General features: G+C 69.9%; 11 protein-coding genes. 4 read left to right on the top strand and 7 right to left on the bottom strand.

Going from position 1 to position 11,736, the window contains the following annotated elements; all coding sequences use genetic code 11:
• Positions 1-67 precede the first annotated feature (67 nt).
• Positions 68-925, top strand: a complete 858-nt coding sequence (locus ACKTT0_RS23595; protein WP_407852156.1) for a ZIP family metal transporter — start codon at positions 68-70, stop codon at positions 923-925.
• A 51-nt stretch (positions 926-976) separates the two neighbouring features.
• Entirely contained in the window at positions 977-1,768 is a 792-nt protein-coding gene (locus tag ACKTT0_RS23590; RefSeq protein ID WP_407852155.1) for a dienelactone hydrolase family protein, read from the top strand.
• Here ACKTT0_RS23590 and ACKTT0_RS23585 read toward each other — a convergent pair.
• A complete protein-coding gene (locus ACKTT0_RS23585) occupies positions 1,756-3,345 on the bottom strand; it encodes an MFS transporter (RefSeq protein WP_472977671.1) in 1,590 nt (529 codons plus the stop codon). The two genes, ACKTT0_RS23590 and ACKTT0_RS23585, sit on opposite strands and share 13 nt — an antisense overlap.
• 42 nt (positions 3,346-3,387) lie before the next feature.
• Here ACKTT0_RS23585 and ACKTT0_RS23580 point away from each other — a divergent pair, with 42 nt between their 5' ends.
• On the top strand, positions 3,388-3,960 hold the full coding sequence (locus ACKTT0_RS23580; protein WP_407852153.1) for a TetR/AcrR family transcriptional regulator: 573 nt from the start codon (positions 3,388-3,390) through the stop codon (positions 3,958-3,960).
• On the opposite strand, the gene ACKTT0_RS23575 is transcribed toward ACKTT0_RS23580, so the two are convergent.
• The 5 genes from ACKTT0_RS23575 to ACKTT0_RS23555 form a co-directional block, all read right to left on the bottom strand.
• Positions 3,932-4,906: a Bug family tripartite tricarboxylate transporter substrate binding protein gene (locus tag ACKTT0_RS23575; RefSeq protein ID WP_407852152.1), complete on the bottom strand. Its 975-nt coding sequence runs from the start codon at positions 4,904-4,906 to the stop codon at positions 3,932-3,934. The two genes, ACKTT0_RS23580 and ACKTT0_RS23575, sit on opposite strands and share 29 nt — an antisense overlap.
• 19 nt (positions 4,907-4,925) lie before the next feature.
• Complete coding sequence (locus ACKTT0_RS23570) at positions 4,926-5,666, bottom strand: 3-oxoacid CoA-transferase subunit B (protein WP_407852151.1); 741 nt, start codon at positions 5,664-5,666, stop codon at positions 4,926-4,928.
• A gap of 1 nt (position 5,667) precedes the next feature.
• A complete protein-coding gene (locus ACKTT0_RS23565) occupies positions 5,668-6,333 on the bottom strand; it encodes a 3-oxoacid CoA-transferase subunit A (protein WP_407852150.1) in 666 nt (221 codons plus the stop codon).
• A 3-nt stretch (positions 6,334-6,336) separates the two neighbouring features.
• Entirely contained in the window at positions 6,337-7,302 is a 966-nt protein-coding gene (locus ACKTT0_RS23560) for a Bug family tripartite tricarboxylate transporter substrate binding protein (RefSeq protein ID WP_407852149.1), read from the bottom strand.
• 146 nt (positions 7,303-7,448) lie between these two features.
• Complete coding sequence (locus ACKTT0_RS23555) at positions 7,449-9,110, bottom strand: Na/Pi cotransporter family protein (protein WP_407852148.1); 1,662 nt, start codon at positions 9,108-9,110, stop codon at positions 7,449-7,451.
• Positions 9,111-9,257: 147 nt separating this feature from the next.
• On the opposite strand from ACKTT0_RS23555, the gene ACKTT0_RS23550 reads away from it, so the two are divergent.
• The gene (locus ACKTT0_RS23550) at positions 9,258-10,649 is read left to right on the top strand and encodes an L-serine ammonia-lyase (protein WP_407852147.1); all 1,392 of its coding nucleotides are present in this window, start codon (positions 9,258-9,260) and stop codon (positions 10,647-10,649) included.
• A 138-nt stretch (positions 10,650-10,787) separates the two neighbouring features.
• On the opposite strand, the gene lpxO is transcribed toward ACKTT0_RS23550, so the two are convergent.
• On the bottom strand, positions 10,788-11,687 hold the full coding sequence (gene lpxO / locus ACKTT0_RS23545; protein ID WP_407852146.1) for a lipid A hydroxylase LpxO: 900 nt from the start codon (positions 11,685-11,687) through the stop codon (positions 10,788-10,790).
• Between the last annotated feature and the right edge of the window lie 49 nt (positions 11,688-11,736).

The raw sequence follows: 11,736 nt of genomic DNA, 5'->3' as shown, positions 1-11,736 counted from the left end.
GCGGGGCGGGGCCGCCCCTGTAACGATATAATGTTGCTTTCGTGCCCCATCCCGACCTCCTTTCCCCATGCTGCTCCTCTGGATCTTGCTGGCCACCGTGGCCGGCGGACTGATCGCCGTGTCCATCGCCAGCTGGCTGGCCTATCGCGTCTTCAGCAAGTACCTCCATCACATGGTCAGCCTGTCGGTGGGCGTGCTGCTGTCGGTCGCGCTGCTGCACTTGCTGCCGGAGGCGTTCGAGAGCGCCGAGGCCGACATGCACGTGCTGTTCGGCCTGATGCTGGCGGGCCTGCTGGGCTTCTTCGTGCTCGAGAAGATCGCGCTGCTGCGCCACAGCCACCACCACGAAGGCGACGGCCACCATCATCACAAGGGGCACGACCGCCACGAGGCGGGCCGCGGCGGGGTGCTGATCCTGATCGGCAGCTCCCTGCACAATCTATGCGACGGCGTGCTGGTGGCGGCCGCCTTCCTGGCCGACCCGCTCCTCGGCCTGCTCACGGCGGCGTCCATCATCGTGCATGAAGTGCCGCACAAGCTGGGCGATTTCGTGGTGCTGCTCAATGCCGGGCTGGCGCGCCGGCGGGCCTTCATATTGATCCTGTCCAGCAGCCTGTGCACGGCGCTGGGAGGGCTGGCGGGCTACTTCGTGCTGCAACAGGCGCAAGGCCTGGTGCCCTATGTGCTCGTCATTGCCGCCAGCAGCTTCCTGTACATCTCGGTGGCCGACCTGATCCCGCAGATGCACGAGCGCGGCTCGCTGGCCGACGCGGTGCCCCAGTTGCTGCTGGTCGGCGCCGGGGTTATCGTCATTTATGGCGTTACCTCATTCATGCATCACGGCCATCTGCACGACCATGCCCACGGCGCCGCGCACGACCACGCGGAGCACGGCACGGCGGCGCCGGCCAGCCACTCGCACTAGGGCCGGCGCGCCAACGCCGCGGGCCGGCCGGTGCGCCTCCAGGAGCCCGCTATGAGTTTTTCTCCCGCGGCCGGCCAGCCGGCCGCCACGACCATCCATACCGATCCCCAGGGCCTGTCCCACGGCGACTTCGAACTGCCCGTGGCCGACGGCACGATTGCCGCCTACTACGCGGCGCCGCAGGGCAAGACCGGCCTGCCGGTGGTGCTGGTGGTGCAGGAGATCTTCGGTGTGCACGAGCATATCAAGGACGTCTGCCGCCGCCTGGCCAAGGCCGGCTACCTGGCCATCGCGCCCGAGCTGTATCAACGGCAGGGCGACGCATCGCAGTACACGGACATCCCCAAGCTGGTGGCGGACATCGTCTCCAAGGTGCCCGATGAACAAGTCTACGGCGACCTCGACGCGTGCCTGGCATGGGCGGCGGCCCACGGCGGCGACACCGCGCGCACGGGCATTACCGGCTTCTGCTGGGGCGGCCGCATCACGTGGATGTATGCTGCGCGCAACCCCGCCGTCAAGGCCGGCGTCGCCTGGTACGGCAAGCTCAGCAGCGGCCACGGGCCGCTGATCAAGCAGGTGGTGCTGGACGTGGCGGCCGATCTGCACGCGCCGGTGCTGGGGCTCTATGGCGGCCAGGACGCCAGCATCCCGCTGCAGGATGTCGATGCGTTGAAGGGCCGCCTGGCGCAGGGCAACGCGGCGGCGCGCGCCTCCGAGGTGGTGGTTTATCCGGAAGCCGGCCACGCCTTCCTGGCCGACTACCGTCCCAGCTACCGCGAGGACGATGCGCGCGACGGCTGGCAGCGCATGCTGGCGTGGTTCGAGCGCTACCTGGCCTGAGCCGTCCGGCGCGGCTGCCCCTGCGGCCCGGATCCCGTCCGGCCGAGCGTCCAGGCGGTCGCCAGCAACAGGAGCGCGGTGGCGACGAGCACCGCCACAAAAGCGTGGTCGAATGCCCGCCGCGCCAGGGCGGCCAGCAGCGCCGCCGGCTCGGGCGCCGCCGCGGCCGCCGCCGCCAGCGCCTCGTCCAGGCTGTCGCGCACGGCCGCCGGCACGGCCAGGCCTTCGGGCAGCACCAGCGCCGTCCCGTAGGCGGCGGTGGCGAGGCTGCCCATCAGCGCCACGCCCAGCACCGCGCCCACCTCGTACGACATTTCTTCGACCGACGCGGCCATGCCGACGCGGTCGGCCGGGGCGCCCACCAGAATGGCGCTGGAAGCGGCCGTCATGGCCGCGCCCAGCCCGAAGCCGAGCAGCGCCAGGCATGCCAGCTGCAATTCCGGCGCGGCCCGGTACAGCAGCGCCAGGGCCAGCGCGCCCAGGCCCGCCGCCGCCATGGCCATCCACATGCTGCGCCGCTCGCCCAGGCGCGGCAGCAGCAGCCCGGCCACCGGGCCCGCCACGAACGCGGCCAGCGGGGCCGGCAGGATGAACAGGCCGGCCTGCAGCGGCGACATGCCGCGCACCAATTGCAGCCACTGGCTGAAGATCAGTTCGATGCCGGAAAAGGCGACCGACGCCACCAGCGCCACGCCTACCGCGCCGCTGAACATGCGATTGCGGAACAGCCGGAAATCGATCAACGGATCGGCCGCGCGCAGCTGCCGCCGCGCGAACAGCGCCAGGAAGGCCGCGCCGCCCAGCGCCGCAGCGGCGGCGGCCGGATACGACGGATCGCGCAGGCTGATTTCCTTGACGGCGTAGACCACCCCGGTCAGGCCGGCCAGGATCTGCAGCGAGCCGATGACATCCCAGGCGCGCCGGCTGGCGCCGCGCTGCGGACGCACAAAGCGCAGCCCCAGCGGCAGCACCACCATGACGATGGGCACGTTGATCAGGAACACCGAGCCCCACCAGAAATGCTCGAGCAGCGCGCCGCCCACCACCGGGCCGAAGGCGGCGCCGCCCGAGGCGACCGACGCCCAGATGCCGATGGCCAGCGCGCGCTCGCGCGCGTCGTCGAAGGTATGGCGGATGATGGCCAGCGTGGCGGGCATCATCATGGCCGCGCCGACGGCCAGCAGCACGCGTGCCGCGACCAGCGCGGCGGGCGTCGGCGCATAGGCCGCGGCCAGCGAGGCCACGCCGAACACGGCCAGGCCGCTGGTGAACAGCCGCTTGGGGCCGTAGCGGTCGGACAGCGTGCCCATGCCCGGCAGCAGGCCCGCCACCGCAAGCGGATAGGCGTTGACGATCCAGAGTTTCTCGGACGCCGACGCGCCCAGGGCCTGGGTAAGATGCGGCAGGGCCGTGTAGAGTACCGACATGTCGATGACGATCAGGAATAGGTCGACGGACACGATGGCCAGTACCAGCCAGCGATGGAATCGGGCAGACATGGAATTTCCCAAGGGGCGCTGAAGCGAGACCGGCGGGAAAGGCCGGCCTCCAGCCTGGCGCCGCGATGTCCAGGCCATTATAATTACATTCCATACGTATGTATTGAAAAAGAGGTAACAATGGGTCGTCGCCGTACCGTAGACCGCGAGCAGTTGCTGGACGCCGCCGAGGCCATCATCGAGGCCTGCGGGGCCGCCGGGCTGACCATCGACGCCGTGGCCAAGGCGGCGGGCATCACCAAAGGCGGGGTGCAATACTGCTTCGGCAACAAGGACGCCCTGATCGACGCGCTGTTCGAGCGCTGGGGCGCCGCCTATGACCGTATCTTCGAGCAGGTCGCGGGGCCGGAAGGCAGCCCGCTGGACAAGGTGCGGGCCCATGTGGCCGCGACCCGGCCCACCGACGAGGCGAGCGCCAAATCGGCAGGCCTGCTGGCCGCCCTGGCACAGACGCCCGAACACCTGGCCAGCACGCGGGCCTGGTACCGCGAGCGCATCGCCGGGCTGGACTTGTCGACCGAAGCCGGCCGCCGCGCCCGCTTGGCGTTCCTGGCCACCGAGGGCGCCTTCATGCTGCGCTTCTTCGGCTTCATGGACATCGGCCAGGCCGAATGGGACGCCATGCTCGACGACGCGCAGTCCTTGCTGGACGGGCCGGCCCGGGCTACTGTACCGATGCGCCCGAATCCTTGACGGCCTTGCTCCAGCGCTGCAGCTCGCTGTCGATGAGCTGGCCGAAAGCCTGCGGCGTGCTGCCGACCGGCGCGTAGCCGTAGCCGGTCAGTTGCTGGCGCAGGCCGGGCTCGCGCAGCGCGTCGGCGATGGCGCGGCTGAGCTTGTCCACCGCCTCGGGCGGCGTGCCGGCCGGCGCCAGAATGCCGTACCAGCCGTTGACCACGAAGCCCGGCACCCCGGACTCCTGCACCGTGGGCACGTCCGGCAGCAGGGGCGAGCGGGCTTCGCCGGTCACCGCCAGGGCCTTGAGCTTGCCCGCCTTCACCTGCGGCAGCGAGGTCGAGATGCTGTCGAACATCAGCGACACTTCGCCCGCCAGCAGCGCCACCACCGCCGGGCCGCTGCCCTTGTAGGGGACGTGCAGCATCTGTATGCCCGTGGCGGTCTTGAACATTTCGGCCGACAAGTGGCTGGTGTTGCCCGGGCCGGCGGAGGCGAAGGTCAGCTTGCCGGGGTGAGCGCGGGCATAGTCGATCAGCTGCGGGATGTTGTCGGCCGGCGTGGACAAGGGGGCGGCCACCAGCATGGGCAGGGTGGCCACCAGCGATACCGGGGCGAAATCCTTGCGCGTGTCGTACGGCAGCGACTTGTACAGGCTGGGGTTGATCGCATGGGCGGCCAGCACCATCAGCACGGTATGGCCGTCGGGCCGGGCGCGCGCCAGCTGCGCCGTGGCGATCGACCCGCCCGCCCCGGGCTTGTATTCCAGCACCACGGGTTGCCCCAGGCGTTCCTGCAGCGCGGCCGACAGCGGCCGGCCCAGCATGTCGGCGCTGCCGCCGGGCGGGTAGGGGATCAGCAGGGTGATGGGCCGGTCCGGGTAGGCCGTTGCGGCCAGGGCCGGGCTGCCCAGCAAGGCGCAGCAGGACAGCAGCAGGGTCAGGCGGGACAGGGCGTGGCGCATGGGGTGTCTCCGTGGCGGGTCAGGGCGAGGCGTAGTGCGCGCGGCCCGCGCCGTCGCGCACGATGCGCAGCAGCGGTTCGCCGGTCCGCAACGGAGCGCCGGTCAGGGCCTGCAGTTGCGCCAGCGAAATGCCGTCCGGCAAGGCATGGACGACGAAGCCGGCCGCGTCGACGTCGATCACCGCCAGGTCGGTATAGACCCGGTCGACCACGCCGGCGCCGGTCAGGGGATAGGTGCAGCGTTCCAGCAGCTTGGGCTGTCCGTCGCGCGTCAGGTGCTCCATGGTCACGTATACGTGGCGCGCGCCCACCGCCAGGTCCATGGCGCCGCCCACCGCCGGGATCGCGTCGGCCGACTGGGTCAGCCAGTTGGCCAGGTCGCCGTTGGCGGCCACCTGGAAGCCGCCCAGCACCGTATAGTCCAGGTGGCCGCCGCGCATCATGGCGAACGACACGGTGTGTTCGCTGATCGACGCGCCCGGCACCAGGGTGACCGGGACGCGGCTGGCGTTGATCAGGTCCGTGTCGATGGCCGGGCCGGCGGCGGCCTCGCCCATGCCCAGGATGCCGTTCTCGCTGTGCAGCACGATCTCGCGGTCGGCTGGCAGGAAGTCCGACACGCGGGTCGGGATGCCGATGCCCAGGTTGACGATCGAGCCGTCGGGAATGTCGCTGGCGACCAGTTGGGCGATCTGCTCGCGGGTCAGCGCGGGCAGGCCGTGAGGCGGCGGCTGGCGCGGCGCGGTCTGGGCGGGTGCCATCTCAGTGCTCCAGGGGGACGACTGTCTTGACGAAGATGCCGGGCGTCATGATGGTTTCCGGCGCCAGCGCGCCCAGTTCCACCACCCGGTCGACCTGGGCGATGGCGTGGCGCGCCGCCATGCACATGACAGGGTTGAAATTGCGCGCCGCCCAGCGGTACATCAGGTTGCCCCAGCGGTCGCCCAGGTGCGCCCTGATCAGGGCGAAGTCGCCGCGCAACGGCTGTTCGAGCACATAGCCGGTGCCATCCACGACGCGCTGTTCCTTGCCCTCGGCCAGCAGGGTGCCGTAGCCGGTGGGCGTGAAGAAGGCGCCCAGTCCGGCACCGCCGGCGCGCAGCCGCTCGGCCAGGGTACCCTGCGGCACGCATTCCAGCTCTACCTGCCCGGCCCGATAGGCATTGGCGAAGGCGTCCGACATGGGCGGACGCGGGTGCGAGCAGATGATCTTGCGCACGCGCCGGGCCAGGATCAGCGCCGCGACGCCGGTGTCGCGCGTGCCGGCGTTGTTGCACACCAGGGTCAGGTCGCGCGTGCCCTGGTCGAGCAGGGCGTGCAGCAGTTCATAGGGAACTCCCGCGTCGCCGAAACCGCCCACGAGCACCTGCGCGCCATCTTGGATGGGCGCCACCGCGGCGGCGATCGAGGCCTGGATCTTGTCGATCATGCCTTACCTCGGCGCCAGGCCGGCGGCCTGCACGGTGGCGTGCCAACGCGCGCGCTCGGCGTCGATGAAAGCGGCGAACTCGGCCGGCAAGTTGCCGCCCGCCTGTCCGCCCATGGCGCCGAAGCGCTGGCGCACGTCTGGCAGGGCCAGCACTTCGCGCGCCGCGCCAGCCAGCCGGTCGATCACCGCGGCCGGCGTGCCGGCCGGCGCCATCAGGCCGAACCAGGCGGTCACCACCATGTCGTCGATGCCCGCCTCCTGCATGGTCGGCACGTCGGGCAATTGCGGCACGCGCTCGGCGCTGGTCACCGCCAGCGCCCGCAGCTTGCCCGCCTGGATATGCGGCATGGAACTCGGCAGGTTGTCGATCATGAACGTGAACTGGCCGGCCAGCAGCGCCGCCACGGCCGGCCCGGCGCCCTTGTACGGCACGTGCGTGGCCTGCACGGCGGCGCGCTGCTTGAACAGCTCGGCCGACAGGTGCGGCGACTGGCCGGTGCCGGACGAGCCGAACGAATCCTTGCCGGCATCCTTGCGCAGCATGTCGATCAACTGCGCGGCGGTCCGGGCGGGCGACTGCGCGTTCACCACCAGCACATTGGGCACCGAGATCACCAGCGTGATGGGCGCGAAGTCCGCCGGCCTGTAGGGCAGGTCGGCATACATGCTGTAGTTGATTGCATTGGGCCCGATGTTGCCCATGATGAGCGTGTAGCCGTCCGGGGCCGCCCGCACGAGCTGCTGCGTGCCGATGATTCCCGCGGCCCCGGCGCGGTTTTCCACCACCACCGACTGGCCGAGCCGGGCGGCCAGCTTGTCGGCGATGATGCGGCTGGCCATGTCGGTGGTGCCGCCCGGGGCCGCCGGCACGATGATGGTGATGGGCCGTTCGGGCCAGGCCGCCGAGACCGAGGCGGACGCGCACAGCAGAACACCGGCCGCCGCGGCGGCCCAACGAATCGACGGCATGCTTGTCTCCTGCCGGTGGTGTGGCGCGGCGTCCGGGCGATGCCGCGCGGCTTCTTTATGGGGATAGTGTGCTGGCGGCCCGGCGGGATCGCCTATTTTTTATTGCCTAAGCCAGTCTTCCGGCGCGGTGAAGTAGGCCGTGCCGCTCAGTCGCTGGATTCGCGCAGCCGGCTGGGCAGCAGTTCGCCGTGGCGCGCCAGCAGAGGGTAGGCCGAGGCGCCCACCAGGTGCGAATTGATGCTTTTCATGTCGCGCAGGATGTCCAGGTACAGGGCGCCGACTTCGACGGCCTCGATCTCGCCCGACTTGATCTTCTGCAGGTGCGCCTCGGCTTCCTGGGTTTCGAGCGTCCGGAAGCGCGCCTTCTCGCCGGCCAGCTCGCGCGCCTGCCGCACGTCGTCGTTGACGAACAGGGCGGCGGCCTCGCGCTGGTTGGACACCAGCCGGGCCAGTGTCTCGTCGAGCCGCTGCTGCTGGCCGGCCGGCAGCATCCAGCCTTGCTTGCGCAGCCGCGCCACGTGGTTCAGCAGGCCATGGTGGGCGATGTCGGCGGCATGGCCGATGTTGCTGGCGAACGCCAGGATGTCGTCGAGGCGCCGCACGTCGGCATCCGTCATGTTCTCGCGGTCGAGCAGCGCCAGGTACGTGGTGATGGCGTTCTCGAGCTTGTCGATCGCATTGTCGAGCTGGCGCGCCTGCACCATGCGGTGGCGATTGTCGCGCTTGAAGCCGGCGCGGGCGTACAGCAGCAGGGTCTGCAGCATGTCGGCCATGCGCAGGGCTTCGCGCGCGGCATTGCCCAGCGCCACGGCGGGCACGTCGTGCGCCGATTCGTCGAGATACTGCGGACGGGCCGGGTCGTTCGGGTCGGCGCGCTTGGGCAGCCAGCGCGTCAGCAGGGCCGCATAAGGAGTCAGCAGCGGCAGGAACACCAGCGCGACGACGGCGTTGAACACGGTGTGGAAGTTCGCCACTTCGCGCGCGCTGTCGCCGCCCAGCGCGTTCATCCAGGCCGGCAGCCAGGGCAGCAGCATCAGCCCGGCCAGCACGCCGGCCACGCGCGTCAGCAGGTTGCCCAGCGGCAGGCGGCGGGCGGCCGGGTCGTCGCCGCTGACGCCTTCGATCATGGGGTTGACGGCGGTGCCCAGGTTGGCGCCCAGCACCAGCGCGAAGGCCAGCGCCGGCGCCACCATGTGATGGTCGGCCAGGGACATCACCAGCACCACGATGGCCACGCTGGAATGGGCCGCCCAGGCCAGCGCGGCCGCCAGCAGCACGGCGGCGACCGGCTGGGTCGCCAGGGCGTCCAGCAACAATGCCAGCAGCGGCGCGTTCTGCAGCGGCGCGAACAACTCCACCAACTGGTGCAGCGACAGCAGCAGCAGGCCCAGGCCGATGAACACGCGCCCGAGGTCGCGGGTGCGGCCGGGCGGATAGCGGCGGAACATCCATACGCCGGCCAGGATCAGCACCGGCGCCAGCGAGGTCAGGTCGAACGACAGCACTTGCACGATCAGCGTGGTGCCCACATTGGCGCCCAGCATGGCGGCCAGCGCGGGCGCCAGCGCGACCACGCCGCCGGCGGCGAAGCCGGTGATCATCAGGCCGGTCGCCGTGCTGCTCTGCAGCGCGGCGGTAATGCCCAGGCCGGTCGCGAAGGCGCGCAGCCGGGTGCCCAGCGCGCGGCCCAGCGCGGCCCCCAGCGCCGCGCCGAACGCGCGCTGCACGCCGGTCTGCACCATGTGCACGCCCCACAACAACAGGGCGACATAGCCGGCGAAATCAAGCAGAGGAAGCAATCCCGACATGGCAGCTACCGATCCCGGCTCCTGAAATGACGTGTCACAAAGTAGACAATGATCGCACGCCCGGGCGCGCGGGGGAATGGGCCGCTTGGAACAGCCCTGGCGCCCGCGTATGATGCTCCGACCATTGCTGATTCGCGGGGTTGTCCTGTGGCCGTATCCGTCTTCGATCTGTTCAAAATCGGCATCGGGCCGTCCAGTTCGCATACTGTCGGCCCGATGCGCGCCGCCCTGCTGTTCGCGCAGGGCCTGGAGCGCGACGGCCTGCTGCCCCGGGTGGCCGCGCTGCGGGTGGAGCTGTACGGTTCGCTGGGCGCCACCGGCAAGGGCCATGGCAGCGACAAGGGCGTGCTGCTGGGCCTGATGGGCCAGGCGCCCGATACGGTCGACCCGGCCGCCATCGCCGGCCTGCTGCAGGCGGTGCGCGCCAGTCGGTCGCTGCCGGTGCTGGGCCATCACGCCGTGCCGTTCATCGAGAAGGAACACCTGCTGTTCTACCGTCGCGAGGCGCTCGCCGAACATCCCAACGGCATGAAGTTCCATGCCTTCGACACCGCCGGCGAACGCCTGCGCGAGGCGCGCTACCTGTCCGTGGGCGGCGGTTTCGTCGTGACCGCCGGAGCCGCCAATACCCAGGTCATCGCCGCCCACGACCAGTTGCCGTTCCCGTTCCGGACCGGCCGGGAACTGCTCGACATGTGCCGCGCGAGCGGCCACAGCGTGGCGCAACTCATGCTGCAGAACGAACTCACGTGGCGCAGCCAGGAAGAGGTGGAGGGCGCGCTGGACCGCATCTGGCAGGTGATGCAGGAATGCGTCAGCCGCGGCTGCGGCATCAATTACCCGGAGGCCGACGGCGACCTGCCCGGCCCTCTCAAGGTGCGGCGTCGCGCGCCCGAACTTTACCGCAGCCTGACGCTGCGGGCCGAGCGCACCTTGTCCGACCCGCTATCGGTCATGGACTGGGTCAACCTGTATGCCATGGCGGTCAACGAGGAAAATGCCGCCGGCGGGCGCGTCGTCACCGCGCCCACCAACGGGGCGGCGGGCATCATCCCGGCCGTGCTGCACTATTACGACCGCTTCGTGCCCGGCGCCAGCCGGCAGGGGGTGCGGGATTTCCTGCTCACGGCCGCCGCCATCGGCTTGCTGTACAAGTACAACGCTTCCTTGTCGGGGGCCGAGGTAGGGTGCCAGGGCGAGGTCGGCGTGGCCTGTTCCATGGCCGCCGGCGCGCTGGCCGCGGCCCTGGGGGGCTCGGTGGAACAGGTCGAGAACGCCGCGGAGATCGGCATGGAGCACAACCTGGGCCTGACGTGCGACCCGGTCGGCGGGCTGGTGCAGATTCCCTGCATCGAGCGCAACGCCATGGCGTCGATCAAGGCGGTCAACGCGGCCCGCATGGCCCTGCGCGGCGATGGGCACCATTATGTGTCGCTCGATTCGGTCATCAAGACCATGCGCGAGACTGGCGCCGACATGAAGACCAAGTACAAGGAAACCGCCCGCGGCGGCCTGGCCGTGAATATCGTCGAATGCTGAAGGACGCGCCAACCCCCGGAGCGCTGCTCCCCCAAGGGGGCGACGCTGGCGGCACCTAGCCAGGCCGGGGGGCGCCCGATTCTTCCGGGGTGTCAGGCTCCGCGGGTGCCTGGCACCGGCCAGGCCGACAGGCCGTGCCTACCAGGCCAGGAAGGCCACGACCGCCAGCACGATCAGCCCCCACTTGGTCAACTTGTAGACGGTGCGGTTCCAGGCCTTGAACTGCTTGCGCTTCTGGTCGATGACCCAGTGGGCGTGGGTCAGCTTGTTGATGGCGCCGGTCTGGTCGCCGCCGTCGTTGGGCGAGCTGGCCGCCGACATGACCACCCGCCCGAACCAGCGGTTGAAGGCCTCGGCCCAGCGCCATTTCAGCGGGCGCTCGACATCGCAGAACAGGATGATGCGGTTGGCCTCGGTCTTGTTGTAGGCCTCGTGCACATAGGTTTCGTCGAACACCACGCTTTCGCCGTCGCGCCAGCTGTAGGGCTCGCCGTCGACGATGATGTGGCAGCCGTCGTCGTTGGGCGTGGCCAGGCCCAGGTGGTAGCGCAGCGAGCCGGCGAACGGGTCGCGATGGCGGTTCAGCTTGCCGCCGGGCGGCAGCTCGGCGAACATGGCCGCCTTCACCTTGGGCAGCCCCTTGAGGATCGCCACGGTGCGCGGGCACAGTTCCTCGGCCGACGGATGGCGCGCGTCGTACCACTTCAGGTAGAAGCGTTTCCAGCCGTACTTGAAGAAGGAATTGAAACCGATGTCGTCATGGCGTTCGGCGGCCTTGATGCGCCGCAACTCGGCCATTTTCAGGGCTTCGTCGCGGATGACTTCCCAGTTGTCGTCCAGCACCTGCAGTTCGGGGATTTCCCGGGTCGGCAGGTAGGCCGTGGTGGGCACCCGCGAGCACAGCACCATGAAGGCGTTCACGGGCGCAAGCAGGACGGAGTGATCGAGCAGTTGCCGCGACAGGCGCAAGCGGACGCGGCCACGAAAGTGGGCAAACAGAATGGAGGCCAGCCATATGCCCGGTATCAGCCATTTCATAGTGCGGGAGGCCCATCCAGGGCCGGGATAGGGGAACCGCTATTGTTAC

The sequence above is a fragment of the Bordetella saccharivorans genome (assembly GCF_045862855.1).
In the GTDB taxonomy this organism is placed as follows: Bacteria; Pseudomonadota; Gammaproteobacteria; order Burkholderiales; family Burkholderiaceae_B; genus Bordetella_A; species Bordetella_A petrii_F.
This window is presented reverse-complemented; position numbering and strand designations above follow the sequence as displayed.

What these genes read in the sequence shown, in the direction of transcription:
- ACKTT0_RS23595 (WP_407852156.1), top strand. Translation starts at nt 68, where the DNA reads ATGCTGCTCCTCTGGATCTTGCTGGCCACCGTGGCCGGCGGACTGATC.
- ACKTT0_RS23590 (WP_407852155.1), top strand. Translation starts at nt 977, where the DNA reads ATGAGTTTTTCTCCCGCGGCCGGCCAGCCGGCCGCCACGACCATCCAT.
- ACKTT0_RS23585 (WP_472977671.1), bottom strand. Translation starts at nt 3,345, where the DNA reads ATGGCCTGGACATCGCGGCGCCAGGCTGGAGGCCGGCCTTTCCCGCCG.
- ACKTT0_RS23580 (WP_407852153.1), top strand. Translation starts at nt 3,388, where the DNA reads ATGGGTCGTCGCCGTACCGTAGACCGCGAGCAGTTGCTGGACGCCGCC.
- ACKTT0_RS23575 (WP_407852152.1), bottom strand. Translation starts at nt 4,906, where the DNA reads ATGCGCCACGCCCTGTCCCGCCTGACCCTGCTGCTGTCCTGCTGCGCC.
- ACKTT0_RS23570 (WP_407852151.1), bottom strand. Translation starts at nt 5,666, where the DNA reads ATGGCACCCGCCCAGACCGCGCCGCGCCAGCCGCCGCCTCACGGCCTG.
- ACKTT0_RS23565 (WP_407852150.1), bottom strand. Translation starts at nt 6,333, where the DNA reads ATGATCGACAAGATCCAGGCCTCGATCGCCGCCGCGGTGGCGCCCATC.
- ACKTT0_RS23560 (WP_407852149.1), bottom strand. Translation starts at nt 7,302, where the DNA reads ATGCCGTCGATTCGTTGGGCCGCCGCGGCGGCCGGTGTTCTGCTGTGC.
- ACKTT0_RS23555 (WP_407852148.1), bottom strand. Translation starts at nt 9,110, where the DNA reads ATGTCGGGATTGCTTCCTCTGCTTGATTTCGCCGGCTATGTCGCCCTG.
- lpxO (WP_407852146.1), bottom strand. Translation starts at nt 11,687, where the DNA reads ATGAAATGGCTGATACCGGGCATATGGCTGGCCTCCATTCTGTTTGCC.